The following is a 23,566-nucleotide window of genomic DNA, read 5'->3' as shown; positions in this document are numbered from 1 at the left end:
AAAAAAGCGGGCATATGTCTTGTACATAGCCCGCCTCAGCTAAAATACATTATTACTTTTCCCTGTACAGGATCATCCCTGCATGGTAAAGCACATCATCTTTGAAATCACCATCTGCTTCAAAGCCAGTGTCATCCTGATAGTCGATATGGTCACCGGTTATCTGATAATTTCCCTGGTAGGCACTTTGCTTATTCCCTCTTGCCTCATCGTACCGTCCGTCGGGCAGAAGTTCCTGGCGGATGTGACCATCTGCAGTCACCCACATTCCTATATATTTATGATCTGTTTTCATATGATCTGAGATAGTTTAAAATTAAAGATTATTCAAAATCTATACCAATATAAACCGAAGATTAATAAGCTTTTTGAGCCGTCGGGCGTACCACAAGTTCATTGACATCCACATCCTCCGGCTGTTCGATTGCAAAGGCCACTGCTCTGGCTATTGCTTCAGCAGGGATGGTATCCGACCTGAATTGTTCATCAGCCATTTTTTTGAGCGCCGGATCTGAAATAGAATTGGACAGTTCAGATTCTGTTGCACCGGGAGCAACTATAGTTACCCTGATGTGATTGCTCACCTCCTGGCGCAGGCCCTCGCTGATTGCCCTGACTGCAAACTTAGTTGCACTATACACTGTTGATGTTGGACCGACCCAGCGATCTCCGACCGATGTAATGTTGATAAACTGTCCGCTGTTTTTTCTCTCGAATGATGGAAGTGCCGAAGCGATCCCATTAAGTACGCCTTTAATGTTTACATCGATCATCTGGTTCCATTCATCTGTCTTGTAGCTGTTGATCATAGACAGCGGCATAATTCCTGCATTGTTCACCAGGACATCGATCCCTCCGAAGCTCTGCTCCGCTACTGCAATGAATTCCCTGAAGTTATCCAGGCTCGTTACATCCAGCGCAACAACAGCTACCTGGCCTCCTTCTGCCGCTATTTCAGCTTCAATCGATTTTAACTTTTCAGTGCGCCTTGCTCCTAAAACTACCTTTGCTCCTTTTTTTGCCAGATGTCTTGCGATGGCTTCTCCTATTCCACTGCTGGCTCCTGATATTGCCACTACTTTATCCCTGATTGAAGGATACTGATTTAAATTTTCCATATTGCCTTTGTTTTTGTATGCTCAAAGTTAGTGCGCCAGGCAAAGCGGAAATTGCATGAATCAATGCAAAACTTACAAAAAACAAACTGCCTGTAATTCTTAAATATGGTTGGAAGCCATTGCAGATGAGCGACGATATAAAAGGATACCCGCGGATGGTCTTTCAGTCTGAGTTGATCTCACAGACTTTTTAAGAAAAAAAAACGTTTTACAGATGTATTCAGATTTGACTTAACAATGTACCCCCATTTATGAAGGATAATTTTTCAGTACAATCAGCAGGCTATGCAAAGTTCAGGCCGACCTATCCACAGGAACTATACGACTTTCTTTTTTCACTGGTGAGCGCACACCATACAGCATGGGATTGTGCGACAGGAAACGGGCAGGTAGCCACAGTGCTGGCCGAACATTTCACTGAGGTGTTTGGAACTGATATCAGTGAGAACCAATTGGCTCACGCTGTGCAGAAAGATAACATTACCTATTTGCTTCAAAGTTCTGACCGGAGCAGTTTCGCAGATCAGACATTCGATTTAATTACAGTTGCCCAGGCCATTCACTGGTTTGATTTCAGCGCCTTCTATGCAGAAGTTAAAAGAACACTGAAGCCTGGTGGAGTAATTGCAGTTTTTGGTTATGGCGTAATGCAGATTGATGAGCAGGTAGATATCATTATACACAAATTATATAAAACTATTCTAGGACATTACTGGGATGATGAACGTAAATTTATAGACCAGGGCTATCAGACACTGCCATTTCCTTTCCGGGAATCCTCGGTGCCCGAGCTGTATATCAAAACATCCTGGAATTTTGATCAGCTAATTGGATATCTTAATACGTGGTCTGCCGTACAGCATTATGAAAAAGCAAACAATAGCAGCCCCATAGACCTGGTTATTTCAGAGTTGTATGCAACCTGGGGTGCCGGGCAGAAGGAGGTGAAATTTCCTATACTTTTAAAGGTTGGGCAGTAATTAACCAGGACTTACCATGATCATACAAGCTTTGTTGAATCTGCGGAGCAAGCCTTTATTGAAGCCCGGGGGGGTATGCAGCAAAGTTGTAAGTTAGGTCTTTCTTTTCAATAACTGCGACATAACTGCGATGACCCTACGGTATAACTGCACTAGCTAAAAACCAAAATAGCGCTCTCATTCCGTAATTTCGTTGCAGTTACGTCGCAGTTATTGAAAAGGAGCCAACCAGCTATAGGCTTATACCATAGCCATTGTCTTGTACAAAAATAGCTATACCGGCAAAAAAATGGGTTGACTGTCTACCATCCCGCTGAACTATTGAATAGGGCGAGGTTTCAAGTTTTAAAGTATCTTGGACATCTGTGAAATTCATGTTTTTATATGTTCCGTAGCATCAGTTTTGATTCAATGTCATTTCAATACCTTTAAGATCGAAGCATGGTTTAAAGATCTCCAAATATTCCTGATTATAAATCATTGCCTTGTAGTCACTATCTTCTTTATAGAATCGAATCATTAATAAGGGAACAGATTGTTTTGAAAGATAGAATCTATAAAGGTTAGGGGTATCACGATTTACTTTCTGCGAATCTTTAACCAGATTGCCTCTGAGCTTAACCTCATTTTTAGTAATTGTGCATAGCAATCCAGATTTGGCAGCAGACACCTTTAATCTCAATATCACGTTCATACACTGATCAGACTGTGCTGTATAAAAGGAATTTAATTCTAAATCCCTTTTGATGGGTGGCATTTGCGCTGCAACAGCATAAAATCTTATTATTAAAATAAGTAGCACAAAATATTTTCTCATAAACATTATTCTAAATATTGTTCACCGATTCCAATGTTCTAAGCTAAAGTTAATATTCAGATGTTTCTGTGTTTTACTTTTTCAGCCGTAAACCGCTTCTGATTGTTTTTAAGATCAGAATTGTATTCCTGATTGATAAAATTATCATTGACTTGTCCCAGTACGTTTTTATATCTGGAATCTAATTCCTTTCTTCCTACCCTGGATAGTTTTTCTAAGCTGGTAACGCTAAACTTACCATCCTTAGAAATCCGCTGAATGACCAAATTGGGCATTGAAGCAAGATATATTTTCCAGCGACCATCTTCTTTTGCGGCATAAAGCACCTGTACGTAATCTAATTCCGCTCTAGGGTCCTTGTCCTGATTCAATAACAACAAACAGCCGCGGTTATGTGTACTATTCAAAACGACATACTCATCAATCTTCCATACACTGGAATTCAAAAACTCAATCCCTTCAATATCATTTTTCAGCCACTGGTTGATCGTACTATCTGCTGCCTGCAGCACCAGTGTGGCGGCAGGAATATTTGACACTATTGCCTCATCACCATCTTTATGATCACAGGACAGAAAAAAACATAGACCTATTAGAAGACAGAAATATTTAGCTGAAATCATCATCTGTTAATAACTGCTACCAGATCCACCACCACCGGAAGATCCTCCTCCCCAACTATCCGAAGAACCGGAACTGCTGCTGCCTGAACTGGAATCATTATCTGATGAGTTTCCAGGCGTGCTCATGATCAGTTGCGGAAGAATAAAGGCAATTGCAAATTCAGCTTTACAGAATTCACAAAGATATTGATCATGTCCCTCGCCGATGTGTGTATAATCTGCTTTTCTGTCGATCTTATGGTCGGTGTGCACTGCGGTAAAATTCTTACACTTCTGGCACCTGATCACTTTAGAATTTCCTGCAGTTAACTCTACTTTTAGTATGTTCTCATCGTTATCACATTGCCAAACATCGTAAGTTACGCCGCCAAGTTTTTCAGCACATTTTTCAGCATCAGTAAGTAAGGATTCCTGATCTGTAGTCACCAAATGCATTTTAGCGTTACATTTCGGACAGTCATAGGGCAAATAGCGCAGGTTCTTCAGTTTCCCCTGAATTTTTGTATAAAAAAATATCAAATAAGGGAGCGGAAAGAGAAGTGTATATGTACCCAGTCCTCTTGTGGCTTCTTTCCATTTATTATATTGTATGTCTCTGGAGATATTTTTCGCATCCCGTTTGCCAAAAACCTTGAGATGATGAAAATAATAGCCGTAAAAGATTGCCCATGTACAATATACAATGATAAGCACAATGATATAATTGATTTCGATGGAAGTTAAGGCCCCAAGAAGCATAATGACAATTGGAGGGGCAAAAATCACAGCAATCATCACAAGTACAGGCGATTGCCTCAACTTCGATTTTTTGGAAGCCAGTACCAGGATGAATGTAAAGACCACATGTAGTCCGCAGGCAAGACTTGAAAAAAGTATCCTGTACACAAACGACTGGTCTGCGTCATCTGTCCGTTCAGCGCTGGTATTTTTTTCAGTGGAAACTCTCTCTGCAAGGTTTTTCACTCCTTCCAGTACCGCAGCATTATAATCGCCCTTTTTCAAATACGGTATCATCGACTGCTGCTGTATCCGATTGGAGATGATATCAGGTATTACGCCCTCCAAACCATATCCCACTTCGAATTCTACCCTGCGCTGGTCCTTAACAATCAGTATCAGTAAGCCATTATTTAAACCCTTATATCCCAGTTGCCAGTGTCTGAACAAATCTGTAGCAAAGTCTTTTGGAACCTTTGTTCCAATTGTATTCACCAATACCACAGCAACCTGGGCAGTAGTGTCTGTGTCCAGCTGCTTCAGAATGGCATTGACTTCTGCCGTAGTTGCCTGGTTAAGAATATGACCGGCATCACTTACATAGCCAGTACCGGCAATTTTCGGATTGATGATGCTATCTACCGTTACATTATCAGAGGTAGCAGAAAAACAGTGAAGTACTGTAAAAAGCAAAAGTATAGTTAGACAAAGGTTTTTAAACATACTACAGGCTGGACATTTTAAAAGCGTTACACAAAACTTATATTAATTCAAATTCAGTACTTCCCTGAGGCACATAGAACGCCAGGTCGAGCAGTAGCTCTTCACCCGTTTTATGATTTAGCAATCCAAATGCAGGTTCCCCGTTCAGCTTTTTATATGCTGCCAGTTTACCACTCCCGAAAATTCGCATAACCGCAGTTGGATGTACAGGCATCGCCTCAAATCCGGCTTCGATATCTTCGATCAATGAGCTTAAACGGGCGTCCGAATCTTCTTTACTGAGGTACATGGCGGTGGCCATTGTCTGTTCACGATTTGCAAACTCCATCTTCAAACGCTCATATTCCTTATTTCTAATCAGCATAGCAATTTTTGAATAGGCACGCTTCAATTTGTCGTTCAGATCCTTAACGTCCGCCAATATTTGTCCTTTTTGCCAGGTGTCCGTTACGTAAGGTACTTCGGCATGAAAATTCTGAACATGTTCAAGACTTCTCAATTTTTTGGAAACACCAACAGCAGGAAATTTGTCCCCCCCCAGCGTATCTTTCAGTTCAAACCCAAACTTCACATCATAAATTTTTATCTCATAGCTGAATGCTGCCTGCGGGTGCAGAAATTCTTGTCCTTCCAAAGGATATATTTTAATTTCAAGTTTCTGCTGGCCCGTTTTGAATATTCCTGAATTTAAAGGAATCAAGGTTGATGCCTGGCTATTGATTGTCAGAGATAGCAGGCTGAGATCATTGATCAGAATTTCAAACTTGCATCCTACAGCAATAAAGTCTACCTGATAATACGGTTCTGTCATGATCTTTATTTTACGGTGTTACTGCCTTGCAAATAAGTCATACTGCCCCTGGCCTTCATTTCTTTGAGGAAGTCGGTATAGGTATAAGCTGGTGTTTTCCTGGCTTTTGTCAAAAGGTAATCTTTGTATCGACCAAATCCTGCACCTAAAAAATAATTCACCAGCACTGTTGCACTGGCATTAAGAACTTTTAATTCAGCCAATTCAGAGGACTTCGCGGCAGCGCCACTTCTGTATTCAAAAAGATACAGCACCTTCTTATCGGCACTTTCCCATATCCTCATCCTGATATCCTTTCCATAATCGTAGCCTGGCTTTCCAAATTTGGTATTTAGGGAAGCCAACAGCTTTTTACTCTCCGCAGCAGTGAATGTTTTGAGCTGATAACCATCGATTTTCTTCGTCGCCTCATCATTAAAGAAAGTCACTGAATTTGTATTCTCAAAATTATTGGAAGCTGCGTTTTTTCCTGCCAGCTTTTGTTTGTCATAATTTAAAACACCAGCATCTGTAGTGCTCAGTCTTTGGTATTTCCCCGCTGCATTCAACTCCTGATCTACAAGATGATATTTTTCTACGGCAGACTTTGCCAGTGGAAATTTCAGCGTAGCGAGATCTACGTTTTGCGAATGACAATATTGTGTAGTCATAAATACTAATGCACTAAAAATCAAAACCTTTTTCATATTTTATTTAATATAATAATTCAATTTAACTCTTTTTTGAAATCAACGTAATGCTTGGAGAAACACCACTCACCGCAGACAACTTCTCCATGATGTCAAATCCTTCCCAGAACTCGCGCGTACCCGATTCATTTACGGGGGTCCAGTCGGCAGATATTTTGCGGTAACTTATGCCCACATCTATCATTACAACAACATTGCCAACACAGGGATCAACTACCAGTCCGGGTTTATAAATAAGCCCCTCATTCGAATCATATTTAAACATATGTTTAGCCGTGATCCCCACGGTCAAATCTGCACTTACCGTTGCCGAGGCATGTACATCAGTTTCATTTGGCCCTGCTTCAATTAATACTGCTTTGGCTTTAAGGCTCACACCGGCTTTCAATGTTCCTGTTATTTTCAGACTCAGGTCGGCTGCAACTTCTAACTGATCAGAGGCAGTGTTAATAGTGATATCATTTAGCCCCCCTTCAATTGTGCCTTTCAAAACAAAGTCGATGTACATATCGAAGGAGAATTCTGCACGCTTACTCTTGTAACCTTTCGCTGCCCAGTTTTTGATCATAATAAAGATGTCGGCGGCCATTGGATTTCCGGCCGCTGCAGAGGCAGCTGTGATAGCCAGGTTCAACAAATCAATGGTGAGATCCATACCAATCAGAGGCTCAGCATGAAAAAAGATCTTGTATTCAGTACCAATTTCTGCCGTTTTAACTCTCTTTTTGCTGCCTCTGGCCAGTTGCCACTTTACCCCCAAAGCAAATTTCGGGGCAAGTATTTTAATAGTCATTGCGGTAGTGGTACCAAATTTCTTCTCCCGCGGAGCACCACCGGTACCAGCAGTAAGTCCCCTTGTAGCTTCCTTAACAGAACTAATTACGCTGTATAGCGCTTTGATTTCTTTGCTGAACTTCTTTGTATATTCTTCCTTTTTCGTATAATTATCACCATCCTTGTTCCAGCTTGAAGAAAGCTTTACCCCAAAATCTATTTCGGTAGTTTGATTGTAATGTGCCATCCCAAGCTTCGCTGCACTCTTCCTCAATTCCTCCAGGCGGCTGGGCGTCATATTCTCTCCGCCTTTCCATCCCACATTTAATGGACTGCTCATATCTAAAAAGAAAGCGAATTCCCATTTGATATCAGAGTAAACTTTGATGATCAGACTTGGCTTTTCCTTGTCAGAAAAATACCGGCAGGAATTGATATAAAAAAAAAAACTGTTGGGTGAACGGAGATGAGGAAAGATATAGTCAAAACCCGTGACCATATTATCCATAGGTCCATAGATCCATGGCTTTATGGTATCCCCCTCTAATGCCAGGCTATCTTTTTTATTACTCGGAGTAATCGCACTATAAGGAATGTCAGTGGTGTGCTTGTTGGAAATAAAATTACAAAGTCCCTTTGTATGATAATCATGAATCTTGATAGGCAATTGCTTCTTCAATGAAATGCCGGGCTTGACTGTTTCAAAGACCAGACTTTGCGCATCGTGAGAAAAGATTCTGAGCCTTAAAGTTGTACGCCTGTTGACCTCACTATCCTCCCTGCTGAGCTCAGGGTTTTTATCAGCGAGCATGGTTTTGCCATATCCTTTTGAAGTGATGCGTGAGGCAGCTACGTTCTTAGATATCAGGTAATCCATCGCTGCTTTGGCCCGCTTTTCAGACAGATCTTTATTGAAAGCATCCGTCCCAAACCTGTCTGTATGTGATCCCAGTTCAACCGGAATAAAGGGCATCTCCATTAGCAGGGCTGCCATTTTATCAAGAATAGCTTTTGCCTGAGGTTTTAAAGTGTACTTACCGAAGTCGTAATGCAGCTTTTCATCCATAAAAAACTCCTTGGAGGTAGCGCCTTTAAGCTTTATTTTCCCTTCATCAAATAGAATGACGCGGTCTGCTCCATCGGTTACCTCTATTTGGGTAAACCTGCACTGGTCTTCACGTTTCAGATTTGGCAGTTTATCGCCCGTTTTTACAATAGTTACATTGGAAGGTGGCGCAACAGCTCTATTGACAACTTTATTGTCCATCCGGAGAAATCGGGCATGTGCATCGTCCTTATGATCATCCAGAATATAATTACCACTAATGGTGTCCTTTACCTTAATATACAATTCCGCTTTTGCAGGGCCATTTTTCATGGTAGCATACCAGGCGTAAGTATTTGCGATCAGAATGTCTACTTTGCCGTTAACGCACTTTGTCCTGATCCGTCTCACGATTTTATCATCCTGCATCATACCCTTCCGCTGATAAACCTCTATCAGCAATTCATGCCCGTTTAGGCCTTCGGTTGTAATGGCCAGATAAACATTGTCCCCGTAAGACAGGGAAGTTTCTCCTAATCTGGGGCCTCCTTTCGTAGCACTCCAAACTGCCTGTTTCACAACAGAGGGACATTGACCACGAATGAGATAACCAGACTTCGCATTTTTATTGATCTTATTCGTGAGGCTTGCTTCGAGATAAAACATAGGTACACTGCCGCACTTAGCTCTGGGAATCGCCAGCTTATTCAGTACTTGTACCCTTCTTTCAAGAAGTATATCCGTGCGCTGTGCATCTTCCAGAAGCCATACCAGGCTATTTTTGTCTTTATCCGTAGTATCTTTCAGCCATTCCGAAACGATAAACGAACATTCTGAATCGGCCTCCAGGACAAGGAAGTTGCCTTTGCTCAAATTTGTAAAGTATTTTCCTCTAGCCTGTCTTATACTTTTAACACCCTTCTCCATAATTTTATTCAAAGATTACACCATCTGCATCATAAATATCCTCCGTTAGCTGTTTCACGTTTACAGCGGGATTTAGCGCAGTACTTACCTTAGAATCAGTATTCTTGAAATTCTGACTGTTAGGTTCTGCGGTCTGTCCATGATTCATGATCTTAATACAGTCAGGCCCACCGATCGGACAGGTAGCCTTGCTGTCTTCAAGCAGGATCTTACCGCCATTGGTTAGGGTGGTATGTTCATAGAATCCTTTCCACTCCTGTACAGTGACGTTGCAAGGCTTGTTGTTCTGTTTTGAACAAGAACCAAAAGTGTTTTTTTCAAAAGTTGTCCCTATATCTTTAGTGCTTGCAATAAATTTTTCGGAACCGTCTTTGTCGTTGGCAAATTCTCTTTGATGAGTCAGTACCTTTAAATGGTCAGGAGCAGTTCCATAGTTACATAAACATGTTGCTCCCTGCACTACTAAATGTTTTTCTGCCATAACTTTTACTTATTTTCCTAATAAAAAATTGAATATACCACCCAGCTTACTTTCTTTCTTTTCGTGTCTTCCATCAATGATGAACATCTCGGCAGGGCCATTATTTTCTTGCTTTACATCTTCCTTTTCTACTACTTTTTCTATCAGTTCAAAGACTTTAACCTGTGTTTTCTGAGTGGGCTCAGTATCCAGTACATAGTCGGCCACTATTGAGAATATTGCTTTGGTTTCAGCATCAAGCCTGTACAAAGCATAATAGTTGCCGGTGGCACCAATTTCACCTTCATAAGCATACTTTGACAGCGGATAACTGGATTCTTCCTTCAGATCGCGGTTACTGCGCTCATCAATTATCGTCCCCTGATGGATGATTTCTATTTTATCTGCTTCATTGAGGTCCTGATCTATAGTCTCTGCAACTTCAAATAATACAGCAGCGGCCTGTCCGAGGATCGGAAATGTGGTATTCCTTTTAATAGCATATTGGGAAGTGTAGGACTTATACACTGAAGAGAAATACACTGAGATAAACAAATCATTCGCAAATATTTCTGTAACCTGTTCGGGTGTCGCGATTGCACTATCCATCAACTGAATGTATTTCTCTGTTAGTTCACCTTTAAAATACTCGCTAACAGCAATCTTTTTTTCTTTCCACCTGGTTGTGATTTCCGAATGATTGAGAACGCTGAGAAACTTGCCGTCAAAATCCACTTCAATCATTAGCGGATAAAATATTTTACCGCATTCATAGGCCAGTTCATCTACCAGCAGATCAGGTTCGATGTCATTGACATATACAGGAGTAGTTCTTTCCAGTTTAAAGATCCTCGCCCTGTCAATGATTGTCTTTACATAGGTAACATCAAGATTGTATTTTATAGTATGAGTTTTATCACCTTCGGTAAAAGTGTACAGTACCCCATAGCTCCTGCTGAAGTGAGGGGGCTTAAGCTGCAACTTTAAGTAAAACTGATCGGTGAAATCTACTTTTTTCATATCCAGATTTATCTGTAAAAACTTTTAACCTTTAACTCTTTAAAAAGAAATTCCTCCCGTCCATCAGGAACATAAACACTTCCCTTATCTCCATAATAAAAGTGGCCGCTGTAGATCTGTGCAGGGTAATCTTTGGGTGCACATTCAGTTGGTATCCAATCGTATTTTTTATGATTAAAACCTTGACATGAGGCTATTTGAATGAAGAATATTGATTGCACAGTAACAACTTTCAAGAAGCTTGTTATTTTGGCAACAATATGTTGATTCATTCGATTCATCTTTATCTTATTAATTTGATCATTGTGCTGGTAACGAACACACTATGTATTTGCATTTTGAAGGACTCTTACCCACAGAAAAAACTTTCAATTAGGAACCCAAGTCTGTCATCATCTGTAATAACTTTTGAACTTGAATTTTTTGAATGGAAGTTCTTTATCTTTAAGCTTTAAGCGGATCAGCAGCTCGTCTTTTTTAGAATCTAAGGTTACTAATAAAGTAGCTTGCTCATTTCCTGCTTGCCCGAACGTGTTGAAAACCTCATCCTCATCGAACTTAATCTCAGTTCGTATTTCCCGCTGTAGATTATCGGTCCAGAAAATATCAAGTTTTTCAATTGGTGCACGCTGTTCAAACGGGATAGTCTGTATCTGATACAACCATTGCTCCTCTTTGTTGAAGTAAAGCAAAGCTACTTCATGTATGTTTCCAAAGCCCGCAAACTCAGACTTCCAATCAAACCTTTGCCTCCATTTATCCCATAATCCGAAAGGAATTTTATGGTTTGCGATTTGCTGCTTAATAGTGTCTGGCAGAGCTTTAGTCACGGTATCAGAAAATTCTTTCATTGTTCCTTCCATTGTTGGAAATTTTTGTTTCCAATCAAGATCTGCCACCTCCTTAGCCTGGAACCGGCCAACCTCAACCATGTTCCCCGCACCCGCTACCCATACAACTACAACTCCACCAGGTGCCATTCCAACTTTTACTCTATTATATTCAGCACGACCATTCGGCAAATGTATATCCTCATATCCACGCTGAAATATTTGATCAATCTTCTCTTTTTCAAGCAAAAAATGGCCGCTGTAATTTTTCTTTTCAGCATAGGATATCCATTTCAAATCAATAGCCTTTGGCGCCTCCTTTAATGCATCTCCAGCTACATGCGTTGATCCGTCTGATCCCCACCCACGCTGAACGATTTTACCATCTGGAATGTATATACTTCCCTCTTCGCCATAAAATATAGTTCCGCCATAAATCATAATGGGATAGTTTTCAGGAGCGCACTCAGTAGGTAACCAATCATATTTTCTCACATGCCCGTCACATGCGTTAAGAGATAAAAATATGAGTGCAAACGCTAAAAATATCCAGTTGCCCCATTTCTGCGAATAGATCTTCAGTCCGGCTAAAGATTTTGTCGAACCTCTGATCGATAGTTTAAGATAGTCACCCTCAGTAAAAGTGTACAGTACCCCATAGCTCCTGCTGAAGTGAGGGGGCTTAAGCTGCAACTTTAAGTAAAACTGATCGGTGAAATCTACTTTTTTCATATCCAGATTTATCTGTAAAAACTTTTAACCTTTAACTCTTCAAAAACAAATTGCTTGCCTTTGTATTTAATTTCGACTGTGGCATCTGGTTTATCTTTATTTAGATGAACTACCAATTGGCCTTCTCCATCATCCTTGATTTCAGAAAAAAGCTTAAAAGCCTCCTGCTCATTAAATTTAATCTCTGTGCGCAATTCCCTCTTTTTGTCATCAAGCCAGTAGACGCTTAATTCTTCAATCACTGCGGTAGGCTTAACCGTAATATTATTTAGAGCCTCTCCAAATATGAAATCCCTTTCCTTATTCGCATAGTCAAAATCAATTCTTTTGACTTCAGCAGTACTTTCAATTACAGGTTTCCATAGATAGCGTTTTCGCAAGCTTTCCCAGTAGCCCATTGGAATGGTATGATCTTTCATTTGCTGCTTTATGGTATCACTTAAATCACTAACGATAGCATTACTATATTCATCGAAAGTCCCACCCATATCAGGATATACTTTTTTCCAATCGAGTTCACCAGTGACCTTGGCTCTAAACTGACCGACTTCCACTTGCTTACTTCTTTCTGCCGTTAGCCAGAGTACCACATATCCACCTGGCGCCATTCCTACCTTCACTTCGTGATAAGTTCCCTTTCCGTCACCCACATCTGTTGGATAACCAGCAGCAAACAATGAATCTATTTTTTTTGTATCAAGATTAAACCTGGCAAAATAATTCTTTTTCTCCGTGAATGAAATCCAGGTAAGCTCAAGTGTATGAGGAGATTCTTTGAATTTATCCCCAGCAATATTAATCGAGCCCTCTTCACCCCATCCATAATTTACCGCCCGTCCATCAGGAACATAAATACTTCCCTTATCGCCATAATAAAAGTGGCCGCTGTAGATCTGTACGGGGTAATCTTTAGGTGCACATTCAGTTGGTATCCAATCGTATTTTTTCATTTTTTCCTGGCAAGCGCTTATTGTAAATGAGCCGATGGCTACCGTCAATATTAGTAATCGCTTCATATTATTTAGTGATCAAATTAAGGTTATCTCTTTCTCTCTCACCCTGCTTATTAAGATTCGGTTCTTGACCGATACCATCCCAATTTGACGAAAAATGAAGGTATTTATTCCGCAATTCAAATAACATTTCGTGATCATCATAAGATGCTTTATATTTTTCTAAGGGATACACACCCATATCCACCATTTTCTTTATCGATTTTAATTGACGCGGTGTATTATATATTAACGAAGAAGCCGTTTTTAAGATTACATAATCTTTTAAGCGCGCGTAGACATCGCTTAAAACAAGTTTGGAATTACCTATGGGCACGGTCGGGATCTGATATAGTTTCTTATCAATAAGTGTTGTTAAGAAATGGCAGGTAGTTTGCCCCATTTCAAACATCAGATGGAGTGGTAATAAACTATATTTATTACTTAAAGTTCGGTCTCCAGTAAGTTTATAAGGCTGTTCATTTTTAAATTGCCAAGATCTGTACCAGCCTTGCTCAATCAAACCATTCCTTACATTACTAATATTTTTTTCTCTGTTTAATACGGATGTCATTTCCTCAGCAAGAGAAACATGTTCATTAACATTATCCCTATAGCTTCCACCTACGTCAGAGTGAACCCCAGGAATTGAAAATTCTGATTCCGCTTTAGTCACAGAAACCAGCTCAAACTTTTCACGTGTTTCATCCGCGGCTGTTAAATGAACAATTTTTGAAGCCTTATTTATAGCATCCAGATATAATTCACTTACATCATCTTTGTGATTTTTATTGTAGGCAGAGACGGTATCAAACAATCCGGCAAACCTTATATTTACTTGACTCACTTTCTTTTGCGATGTCTGCAACAGCAATCCAAAATGCCCCCGGGCAGGGAGCTCATTATTTGAAACTACCAAGCCATCAGCATCATACAATACAGAAAGATCATAACTGGCACTTCCAGGATGTGCATTATATGCGGCTTTTGTAATTTCATGAACAAAATTACGGGCAGCGGCAGCACCTCTGCTAAAGCCAAATACATCAATGGTAAGTCTAGCAACGTTTTTTTTTGTAACTGATTGAATCCTCTTTACTAATTCCTCACATGCAAACCTCACTTTAGCTCTAATACCTGTAAGTCCATTTCCCAATCCCATATCAATTTTATTGTCATATTGATCATTCATAGTTCCAATACCTTCGATATAGATGGAGAAGTAAAGAGTTTCCTTACGATACATCTTTTCCAGGTGATCAACATTAGTACGATCATTTTCGTAACTTGTGTTATCCTGCCATTTCCATTTCCAACCAGTAGTCTTATCATGGTAGACAGATGAATGCTTGTCATCTCTACGGTCAATATTATTCCTATTATTTCCTGTTCCATCAAAGAAAACACCTACGGTAATATTTTCCAGATCTTCTGTTGTAACCATTTCTTCAGGTTCCCCAAACTCCACCCCATCCCCCGAATGCTCATTCACCTTATGCGCAGCATTAGACTGCATCGTTTTCGCATAAGAAGTATACTCCTTTTGCGCAGTTTCAGTCAAATGTCCGTTCGATACCTTTGTGATATTTCCGTTGCTCCCCATATCTAAAACAGGTTACTTTTCTCGCCACTGTTATTGTGAATGGTTTTAGCCGCATGTTTGGTAATACTGCCCTCAATGCTGTTGATATTGAGCTCGCCGGAAGCAGTCTTTGTGATGTTGACCGCCTCACTTTTAAAAGCATCGACCGCTATTTCCGAAATATTGGCAGCATTTAAAGAATAATCCGCACCGATATTGATCATGTTATTTTCACCGATCTGCGTATTCGCATTCGTACCTACCATCGTACTCAGATCCTTACCTACCTGGATATCCAGGTTCTCCGTCACATTGATCTGCATGTTCTTCGCATTCAATGTTATGTTCTCATTGGCGGTAATGGTGATATTGTTGCCGGTAGTATCAATATGTATAATATTCTTATTGATATCAGTGATCGTAATTCCATGTCCTGAAGGGCCATCATTAAATTCTAACAAATGGCCGCTTCTTGTGGTAATACTTTTCATGTGGTTGGCATCAGAACCGCCCGCACCGGTATTCCCATGGAAAATACTGCCCATAACAAAGGGCCTGTCCGGATCATTGTACCTGAAGCCCACAACCACCTGGTCACCAACCTCAGGAATAAAAACATAACCCCTGTTTTTTGCAAAAGGCTCACTGCTCCCGCCATCAGGTGTAAGCACCCTGATCCAGTCCGTGGTATAGTTATCCTTCTGCCACAGCATCTGAACCTTTACGCGGCCGGTTTGTGAAGGATCGTTGTTATCGGTTACCGTCGCAATCTGCGACTCTGCCTGTGGCACATGGACATTTGCAACGGAAAGAACCTCAGTTTCTGAAGGAACACCTTTAAAAGTATTGGTATAACGATTTAATCCATCTACGTGATGAGAGATTTCTGTGATCAGAAACTTACTGAAAGATTCCTGGTTAAAGATCCCTGTAGGGTCTTTACGCGATACATGTACATCAGCAATGCTGCCGATGTTCAGTGCTGTACTCGTACTTTCACCTGTAATGTCCGACAGGTTTGAGGCCATTGCCTGCTTATGTTTTAATGCCAGCTTATCCAGCTGGCTCTTGTTTTCTACTCTTGGTTTCACCGGCTGATTTGCCGCCCCGTCATATACCGAGCCCGACTCTTCCAAAGCATGACGGGAAAAATCATTTAATCCCTCCAGCTGACCGGGCGCAGTTGCATCGAGGTTTGAATTTTCTTCTGACCTGTAGGAATAGTAAGAAAAATTGACGGGAAGGATGCGTACACCAGAATTCATGAAATTCAGGTTCTGCCCATGTACCAGGACAACCGACTTCTGTTCAGTTGGTTTTCCAAAGTGCAGCGCTTTGCCATCGTAATAAAAGAACTCTCCATACTCGGCACTCAGTCTGTTGATAAAACTGAAATTGCTCTCCTTAAACTGCGTGATGTATTTTAAGCTCTCCTTGTATTCTGGTTTAATGACATATTCCATTGCATTGGAAGCCAGGCCAGAAGTGATCTTTTTTACAATATCTTCCAGCTGTGTATCGCTGTAAGAGACCAGTCGCCCGCCTGTTTCCAGCAAAATAGTGGGAGAATATCCCTTGATAATCAGGTTGCCCCTTAAACCATGGCTCTGGAACAGATTTACTTCACATACAATTCCTTTAAAGTCTGTATTTCCATGATCGATGCTCACGATAAACTCTTTACCAATCCATGATTTTGACTGGTCTATTTTAAAAGATCCGGTCTGTTCTATAACATCCTGGTTGATGATCAGCTCAAATTCGTGATGCCTGTTAAAGGCCTGCGTAATTTTAAGCGAGTTAAAATGAACAATCTCCCGGTCATCAATATGTATTTCCAGGTTTATCTTCTTTTCCATAGGGATCTTTTTGGTTTACATAGCCGCCCGTCAAATCAGACGGCATTAAAATGCGATCAGGCCTTCGGCCAGTCGTTCACGTGCTCCGCATTCCCAAGCTTTAACTTGCGTGCAGAAATCACAAAACTCAATGTCATTGGGGTATTGTCATTCACTGCTATACCTTCAGTATATTGAATGATATAGCCATCTTCAAAAGACAGTTCCTTCATCTTTGAGTCTTCCTCTCCTCTTTTGAAAACAATAGTTCCAGATAGCGCTTTGTACTGGTTATTCACCATAGATTCGATCACAGAAGTATCCTCTGTAGATTCAATTTCGATATGTATCGTACCACCATATACTCCTGATGACGGACGCCCCTTGGCATCTACATCTCTATTTAATGAAAAACTGCATTGCAGCACATCGAATTCTTTTGATCCGAGATTCAGTCTGGTTTTAAAAGCCATTGTGTGTATTCTTTTTGTGTTTGATAATGTTTGTTAATTGATCTAAAATTACGGTTTTGACCTGTTATTCAAGGGCCTTATACCACCTAATTTTCATGAAGAACCAGCCACTATCGGGATCAGTATTTCTTTTTATTTCAGGCATGGCTATAAAAGCCGCGAAATAAAAACAAAAAAATAATCATGTGTAGTATTCAAATTAACTGCTGACACATAAGTGTTGACTTATGCTACACATTGAGTTGAAACGGTACAACAATAAACTTCTGCCTGAATGAACAGGCAGAAGTTTATATGGTTAATGACTAAGCTTTTGGCCAGTCGTTGGTATGTTCCGCATTGCCGATTTTCAGCTTTCTGGCCGAAATCACAAAACTCAAAGTCATTGGAGTGTTATCGTTTACAGCAATCCCCTCGTTGTACTGGATGATATAGCCGTCTTCGAAAGAAAGCTCTTTCATTTTAGCATCTTCCTCTCCTTTTTTGAACACGATAGTTCCTGAAAGTGGTTTGTACTGGTTGTTTACCATTGATTCGATTACTGAAGTATCCTCTGTTGATTCTACTTCAATGTTAATCGTTCCACCGTAAACTCCTGAGGACGGACGCCCTTTGGCATCTACGTCTCTGTTTAATGAAAAGCTGGTTTGCAGCACGTCGAACTCTTTAGATCCAAGAGTCAATCTGGTTTTAAAAGCCATGATAATGATTTTTTAATGTTAAACTTCCTTAATTTTGATTACGCTTTTGGCCAGTCGTTAACGTGCTCAGCGTTACCCAGTTTCAATTTACGGGCAGAGATCTGGAATTTTAATGTCATCGGATTATCGCCGGTGATGTTGATTCCTTCAGAATACTTAACAATGTATCCGTCTTCAAAATGTACTTCCTTCATTTTGGCATCTTCTTCTGATTTTTTGATCAGCAAAGTTCCTGTTAAAGGTTTGTACTGGTTGTTTACCATTGCTTCGATGACAGAAGTGTCTTCAGTTGATTCGATCTCAATATCGATCGTACCACCATACACTCCGGAAGAAGGCCTTCCTTTTGCATCTACATCACGGTTTAGGGAATAGGCACAATGGAGCACATCGTACTCCTTGCCCGAAAAGTCTAATCTTGCTTTGAAAGCCATAACTTTTTGTTTTAGGGTTGAAATTATTTAATAACGATCAACATCAATCAAAAAGTTTGCCAATTCGGCTCATAATCAATATCATAGACGAAAAAGATATTAACATGCCGTACAAGGGCTTTAACGCTACATTATTTTGCTGCCAAAGCTCTGCATCTTACGTAACCACTTCTTGCTGTATTCATTATCCAGTGAGTACAGCTGCCCGATCGTGTTCGTATGCACAGGATGAAAACGGCAATTTTCAAATACGTTTCTTTTAATAGACAGGTATGTCACCTTTTTGTCTTGTTTCCAATACTCAAATGTTTCCTGGTCCAGGATAGAAACAATCCTTGCCGACTTTCCACTGAAATTGTTCCTGATACTCTGGCTCTTGGAAAGAAATACCTGGTCTGGCATAAACAGCCGGTCAAAGAAGCCTTTGATCCGCGCGGGGATAGATGAAAGATATACCGGACAGAACAAAACCACATGGCTTGCCCAGATGATCTGGTCCAGCGCACGTTTCAGGTCAGGCTCCAGCTCTGCCACACGGTTACCAAACTGCTTGTTGGAATTAAAGATCAGATCAACAATAGTGATTTCCCTGACATGCGCACCAGCCTCCTCTGCACCCTTACGGTATGCATTGATTAGGTGGCTCGTTGCATCGGTTTTCTCAGGATCACCATTAATGATCAGTATCTGTTTCATAGACCTCAGAATCCATGTAAAGATTCGGGTGCTAAATTATAAAGAAATTGTTAAGTCAGGAAATGCAGGAGGCCGATAAAAAAATATCCGGACAGATTTTTTCAATCTGCCCGGATTATTTCATGAAAATGATGTCAGATTATTGCTGGGCGTACTCTGAGCTCCAGGTGGTTTCCTCATCTTCGCCCTTCTGCCCGTCCAGTTTCACTACGAAACTTTTTGCAGGAAAATATGGGGTGATGTGGATATCCAAATGAATTTTGTCCTTTTGCACCTCGTCACGTTCAAAACGCATGATCTTGAAACGCTCTATCAGGCGCTCAGGCCCCTGGATCCCATCCAGGAATTTTACAATCTGCCCGCGCAGGTCCTGCTCTGTTTTAGAAGTCCAGTTTTCAAAAGCCCTTCTGTTTAAGAAATCGAACAGTACTTTGGTCACATAATCAAACACACGTACTACAGAATAAGTCTGCAGGCCAATGTTATCACCATTAAACAGCGTTTTGGCAGAGAACGCCATAACTTTTCCATATTCATTCACCATCGGGACCAAACCAATACGTTCCAGGTGCGAGATCTCACTTTTCTTCAGGTCAAACTTTACACCGTCCACATCATTGATGGCACCGTGTTTCTTACCAGCCGTTACCTGCGACATCAGCGTGTAATACATCTTGCCGGCCAGTGCTGCCGATCCCGGAACAGTAAGGTCGTCTTCCTCCCCAACTTCAGCAACCTTGCCCCTGCCTACCAGCCAATTGCAAGTCATGATCACGTTAGAACGGAAAGCCTCACCGCCAGTCAGGTTTGCCGAAGTAAACAGGTCGATCACATCATCAGGCTGATCCAGATCGGCAAAATCCGTTACCAGCATAGCCTTGTTCTCATGTGCAATCTTGCCCCATTTTTCAACAACCTTATTGGAGCCCATATACCCCGGAATAACCATCAGTGAATAGTTTTCACGAAGATCCAGACGGTCGTATTTCTGCTTCAGCTCATCGCCCACGTAATCAATAAACCTCGGGTTATCCAGATCTTTGATCTGGTCCATGGAAGCATTCAGCAATACAACATTTTTAAGTTTATCAGATTCTGTATTCTGATAAAAGAGATTTACAGAACGGTAAGCCTGCTCCAGCTCTCTGGTAGTTTCCAGTGCGGTAGCGATATTCTTGTTCAGGTTTTCTTCCGCAGCCTGTAGTTTTTCGGTGCTTTTCTCCACCATAGCGGCTACAGAATCAGATTCTTCAAGCACATCGATCCATAACTGGATTTTTTTCTTCAGTTCTTCCCGCTCCTTTTTCTTCTCATCACCGGTAAGGAATATCTGCTTCCTGGCTTTCCGGTCGGGATTAAGGTTTTGCAGCCCGTCTACTGTTGCTTCCAGCAAATCGAAACCACCTACTCTTGCTAGTTTATCCAGACTCTCCTGCAGGGAGAGTTTTTCCTGCACTTCTCTTTCAGCGGGTTTATAGCCGGCCGACTGTGAGGCATCCTGTGATATATTTTGTTCTTCGGGAGTTGACATATTTTATATTTTTAATTGTGAACAGGCCTGGGCCTGACTATTTATTTTCTTCCAATTCAGCTATAAAGTTTTTCAAAGCACTGATAAACGCATTTTTTGTTTCAGCATCATCAAGCGTAGACTTCAGTGTTTTATTCGATTTCAGTTGCTTGATCACACTCAGCGACATTTCCTTTTCGATATTTACATTCGTCAGGTGGTTACTCTGATTAATGATGCTTTTTACCGAAAAATCACCCAGGTTGCCAAACTGCAGCGTTTCCGACACGGGAGACCCATCATTTTTTTCAAATCCCACACGAACACTTGGTTTATAATGATTAAAAACCTCCTGAACAGTTTTTAAACCTTCCACTTTTTCTGGCTTAATCGGTTCGTTATCGGTCAGTTTTTGTATAAAAAGTGTTTTATTGAAGGCAATATCTGCGAATGCTTCTGAGGTATCGATTTTTCTTTCGTTACCGCCAATTTCATAATTAAACATAGTGTTGATATTTAAGGGTTTATATTCTGTTACTAATACATTAATTTGTTACTAATTGTTTTCCAGCTCATTAACTGGCAGTACTGATATAATCTCCCAGTCCAGTTTTTCCTCCGTAGGATGCTTTTTAATGAGAATCGTAAAACCTTTCTTCAATTCTCCTGAAATGATAAATTTGGAAATCGGCCTTCGCAGTTCATTTCTGATCACGCCAGACAGCTGCCGCGCACCATATTTTGGTGTAAAGCCACTCAGCGCCAGCATGGCTTTGGCTTCTTCATCAATTTCAAAACCAATCCCCTGTTTGTAAAGGGCATCAATCAGGCTCTTCAGCTGGATCTCAAATATCCGCACCACATTCTTCTCGCTGATTGGCGCAAAGGGTACAATTTCTGATAAGCGTGCCAGGAATTCAGGCCTGAAATGCGCTGCCATGATATCCATCAGCTGCTGCGATTTTGGAAATTCGCCTTCAGCAATCTGCCCGGCAATCCACTCACTTCCTATATTGGAAGTAAAAAGGATCAGTGAATTTGAAAAATCTCCTTCTTTTCCCAAACGGTCGTGCATATGCCCCTCGTCCAGGATCTGCAGAAAGGTATCAAAAACTGAAGGGTGTGCTTTTTCTATCTCGTCAAACAACAGCACAGAGTAAGGTTGCTGCCTGATTTTATTCACCAGTAATCCTCCTTCTTCATAACCTACATATCCCGGAGGCGCTCCATACAGCAAAGCAGCAGAGTGTTCCTCTTTAAACTCAGACATGTCAAAACGGATCATCGCTTTCTCATCATTAAAGAGAAACTCAGCAATAGACTTTGCCAGCTCCGTCTTTCCGGTTCCGGTTGGTCCCAGCAAAAAGAATGATCCAATGGGCTGTCCCTTTTTGTTCAGTCCGCTCCGGGATTCAAGAATGGCGTCAGAAACAGCTTTTAAAGCCTGATCCTGACCAACCACTCTCCTTTTCAGAAATTGCTCCATGTTCAGGAGCTTTTCTTTCTCCTGTGCCTGGATCTTTCCTAAAGGGATGCCGGTTTTATAGGAAACGATGGATGCAATATCCTGCCTGCCTACTTCGGCTGTTTTTTCAGCCGCCAATAACTGCAGTGCATCCAGGTTTCTCCTCAGATATTCTTGATATTCGTCAGGTTGCTCAAAGGTTTCCACCTGTGTTTCATCTGTCAGCTGTCCCAGTAAAACGGGGCTAACTTTATCCTGAAGCTGGTTGTACAGCCATTTATAATCGTTTAGAAGATCGGTTTCATCCGCAGCCGACAAGTCCTGAAGTGACACATTCAGTTCTGCAAGGACTTTTTCAGAGGTGTCATTCATCATCTTCATCGCAGCCATCGTCCTGTCAAGCAAGTCGAATGCAGAATCAGGGAGCCTGCGGTCTTTAATATACCGTTTCGCCAGCCTCACACATTCCGGAATAGCTTCCGGATGGATCTTCAACTGGTGGTGCTCCTCATATTTTTCTGTCAGTTTCTGCAGCATTTTAATGGCTGAAGCCTCGTTGGGCTCATTCACCTGCAGCACCTCAAAGCGCCTGCTGAAAGCCTGCTCAGGCTCAATGATCTTACGGTATTCATCGATGGTTGTTGCCCCGATCACCGTGATCTCGCCTCTGGCAAGTTCCGGTTTCAGTAAATTGCCTACGCCCCCGCCAATAGGGCCTTTGCTGTCCAGCAGGGTATGGATCTCGTCAATAAACAAAACCGCTTTATCAAATTGCTTGATCTCTTTTAGTATGTTTTTCAGACGGTCTTCTATCTCTCCTTTGTAAGAGGCACCAGCAATAAGAGAACCGAGGTCAAGCTCAAACAACTGGACATCTTTTAGCAGTTCCGGAACATTGCCGGCAATGATATCCTGCGCAAAACCATCTACCAATGCAGTCTTGCCTACACCAGCATCCCCGGTAATGATCACATTAGGTTTTGTGCGGCGGCCAAGAATTTCCATGATCTGCCTGGCTTCCTTATCCCTGCCGATGATCGGATCTGTCTTACCGTCCCTGGCCAGGGCAATCCTGTCAATGCAGTACTTATGGAGGGCGCCCGAAGCGCCTTTGCCTTTTTCCGGATTCCCGGCTGCCCCTCCGGCAGGTGATACCGCTTCCTGCAGCTCCTCGTCCTTAATATAAAGATCCAGCAGTTCACGTTCCTTGATCGGAAAAGACTTGAGCTGGTCTGGCTTAAAACCAACAGTGGGTTTACACAATGCTGTGAGCACACACACAGGGGTGATCAGGTCCAGCCCCAGTTTGATTCTGATATGGTCAGCTTCTTCAAACACCATCGCAATCTCCCGGCTGCCCTTTACTTCATCCGGCGCAGCGGCAATCTTCTCCAGTTCTTCGATGCGCACTTCCGCCCATTCACTGATGTACTCTTCGTCCTTCCCTATCGAAGACAAAAAGCCCCTCAACCCTACCTCCTTGTGCATCAAGCCCTTTAACAGGTGTGCAGCGGTAAATTCCGGATTATGATATTCTTTAGCCAGGGACTGTGCTACCCTCAATGCCAGTTTAACAGATTCACTGATGTTAGTAAGACTCATAATTTAT

23 protein-coding genes are annotated in these 23,566 nt (G+C 41.5%); 1 reads left to right on the top strand and 22 read right to left on the bottom strand.

Annotation, left to right across the window (positions count from 1 at the left end; translation table 11 throughout):
- Positions 1-52: 52 nt before the first annotated feature.
- Positions 53-295 carry an Atu4866 domain-containing protein gene (locus tag FN831_RS04270; protein ID WP_142526977.1) on the bottom strand — a complete coding sequence of 81 codons (243 nt, stop codon included), beginning with the start codon at positions 293-295 and terminating at the stop codon, positions 53-55.
- A 61-nt stretch (positions 296-356) separates the two neighbouring features.
- Positions 357-1,118, bottom strand: coding sequence for an SDR family oxidoreductase (locus tag FN831_RS04265; RefSeq protein WP_142526976.1), 762 nt, complete (start codon positions 1,116-1,118; stop codon positions 357-359).
- Between the two features lie 251 nt (positions 1,119-1,369).
- Here FN831_RS04265 and FN831_RS04260 point away from each other — a divergent pair, with 251 nt between their 5' ends.
- Positions 1,370-2,098: a class I SAM-dependent methyltransferase gene (locus FN831_RS04260; RefSeq protein WP_142526975.1), complete on the top strand. Its 729-nt coding sequence runs from the start codon at positions 1,370-1,372 to the stop codon at positions 2,096-2,098.
- 397 nt (positions 2,099-2,495) lie between these two features.
- On the opposite strand, the gene FN831_RS04255 is transcribed toward FN831_RS04260, so the two are convergent.
- The 20 genes from FN831_RS04255 to FN831_RS04160 form a co-directional block, all read right to left on the bottom strand.
- Complete coding sequence (locus FN831_RS04255; RefSeq protein ID WP_142526974.1) at positions 2,496-2,915, bottom strand: hypothetical protein; 420 nt, start codon at positions 2,913-2,915, stop codon at positions 2,496-2,498.
- 56 nt (positions 2,916-2,971) lie between these two features.
- On the bottom strand, positions 2,972-3,454 hold the full coding sequence (locus tag FN831_RS04250) for a hypothetical protein (RefSeq protein WP_142526973.1): 483 nt from the start codon (positions 3,452-3,454) through the stop codon (positions 2,972-2,974).
- Positions 3,455-3,544: 90 nt separating this feature from the next.
- Positions 3,545-4,978, bottom strand: a complete 1,434-nt coding sequence (locus FN831_RS04245) for a TPM domain-containing protein (RefSeq protein ID WP_142526972.1) — start codon at positions 4,976-4,978, stop codon at positions 3,545-3,547.
- A gap of 37 nt (positions 4,979-5,015) precedes the next feature.
- Positions 5,016-5,789: a hypothetical protein gene (locus FN831_RS04240; protein WP_142526971.1), complete on the bottom strand. Its 774-nt coding sequence runs from the start codon at positions 5,787-5,789 to the stop codon at positions 5,016-5,018.
- Between the two features lie 5 nt (positions 5,790-5,794).
- The gene (locus FN831_RS04235; protein ID WP_142526970.1) at positions 5,795-6,475 is read right to left on the bottom strand and encodes a hypothetical protein; all 681 of its coding nucleotides are present in this window, start codon (positions 6,473-6,475) and stop codon (positions 5,795-5,797) included.
- Between the two features lie 25 nt (positions 6,476-6,500).
- Positions 6,501-9,224 (bottom strand): OmpA family protein, encoded by a 2,724-nt coding sequence (locus FN831_RS04230; RefSeq protein WP_142526969.1) that lies wholly within the window; start codon positions 9,222-9,224, stop codon positions 6,501-6,503.
- A gap of 4 nt (positions 9,225-9,228) precedes the next feature.
- Entirely contained in the window at positions 9,229-9,705 is a 477-nt protein-coding gene (locus FN831_RS04225; protein WP_142526968.1) for a DUF4280 domain-containing protein, read from the bottom strand.
- Between the two features lie 9 nt (positions 9,706-9,714).
- Positions 9,715-10,704, bottom strand: coding sequence for a hypothetical protein (locus FN831_RS04220; RefSeq protein ID WP_142526967.1), 990 nt, complete (start codon positions 10,702-10,704; stop codon positions 9,715-9,717).
- Positions 10,705-10,712: 8 nt separating this feature from the next.
- Positions 10,713-10,985 carry a hypothetical protein gene (locus tag FN831_RS04215; RefSeq protein WP_221931262.1) on the bottom strand — a complete coding sequence of 91 codons (273 nt, stop codon included), beginning with the start codon at positions 10,983-10,985 and terminating at the stop codon, positions 10,713-10,715.
- 111 nt (positions 10,986-11,096) lie between these two features.
- Positions 11,097-12,266, bottom strand: coding sequence for a DUF2931 family protein (locus FN831_RS04210; RefSeq protein ID WP_142526965.1), 1,170 nt, complete (start codon positions 12,264-12,266; stop codon positions 11,097-11,099).
- An 8-nt stretch (positions 12,267-12,274) separates the two neighbouring features.
- The gene (locus tag FN831_RS04205; protein WP_142526964.1) at positions 12,275-13,282 is read right to left on the bottom strand and encodes a DUF2931 family protein; all 1,008 of its coding nucleotides are present in this window, start codon (positions 13,280-13,282) and stop codon (positions 12,275-12,277) included.
- A gap of 1 nt (position 13,283) precedes the next feature.
- Complete coding sequence (locus tag FN831_RS04200; protein ID WP_142526963.1) at positions 13,284-14,861, bottom strand: T6SS phospholipase effector Tle1-like catalytic domain-containing protein; 1,578 nt, start codon at positions 14,859-14,861, stop codon at positions 13,284-13,286.
- A gap of 2 nt (positions 14,862-14,863) precedes the next feature.
- Positions 14,864-16,699, bottom strand: a complete 1,836-nt coding sequence (locus FN831_RS04195) for a type VI secretion system Vgr family protein (protein ID WP_142526962.1) — start codon at positions 16,697-16,699, stop codon at positions 14,864-14,866.
- Positions 16,700-16,755: 56 nt separating this feature from the next.
- A complete protein-coding gene (gene tssD / locus FN831_RS04190) occupies positions 16,756-17,151 on the bottom strand; it encodes a type VI secretion system tube protein TssD (protein ID WP_142526961.1) in 396 nt (131 codons plus the stop codon).
- Between the two features lie 305 nt (positions 17,152-17,456).
- The gene (gene tssD / locus FN831_RS04185) at positions 17,457-17,852 is read right to left on the bottom strand and encodes a type VI secretion system tube protein TssD (RefSeq protein ID WP_142526960.1); all 396 of its coding nucleotides are present in this window, start codon (positions 17,850-17,852) and stop codon (positions 17,457-17,459) included.
- A gap of 38 nt (positions 17,853-17,890) precedes the next feature.
- The gene (gene tssD, locus FN831_RS04180; protein WP_142526959.1) at positions 17,891-18,286 is read right to left on the bottom strand and encodes a type VI secretion system tube protein TssD; all 396 of its coding nucleotides are present in this window, start codon (positions 18,284-18,286) and stop codon (positions 17,891-17,893) included.
- Between the two features lie 126 nt (positions 18,287-18,412).
- Positions 18,413-18,982 carry an NAD(P)H-dependent oxidoreductase gene (locus FN831_RS04175; RefSeq protein WP_142526958.1) on the bottom strand — a complete coding sequence of 190 codons (570 nt, stop codon included), beginning with the start codon at positions 18,980-18,982 and terminating at the stop codon, positions 18,413-18,415.
- 139 nt (positions 18,983-19,121) lie between these two features.
- Positions 19,122-20,513: a DUF5458 family protein gene (locus FN831_RS04170; RefSeq protein ID WP_142526957.1), complete on the bottom strand. Its 1,392-nt coding sequence runs from the start codon at positions 20,511-20,513 to the stop codon at positions 19,122-19,124.
- Positions 20,514-20,550: 37 nt separating this feature from the next.
- Positions 20,551-20,997 carry a hypothetical protein gene (locus tag FN831_RS04165; RefSeq protein ID WP_142526956.1) on the bottom strand — a complete coding sequence of 149 codons (447 nt, stop codon included), beginning with the start codon at positions 20,995-20,997 and terminating at the stop codon, positions 20,551-20,553.
- 51 nt (positions 20,998-21,048) lie between these two features.
- The gene (locus FN831_RS04160; RefSeq protein ID WP_142526955.1) at positions 21,049-23,559 is read right to left on the bottom strand and encodes an ATP-dependent Clp protease ATP-binding subunit; all 2,511 of its coding nucleotides are present in this window, start codon (positions 23,557-23,559) and stop codon (positions 21,049-21,051) included.
- Between the last annotated feature and the right edge of the window lie 7 nt (positions 23,560-23,566).

Origin of the sequence: Pedobacter westerhofensis (assembly GCF_900182595.1) — a bacterium.
GTDB lineage: Bacteria > Bacteroidota > Bacteroidia > Sphingobacteriales > Sphingobacteriaceae > Pedobacter > Pedobacter westerhofensis.
This window is presented reverse-complemented; position numbering and strand designations above follow the sequence as displayed.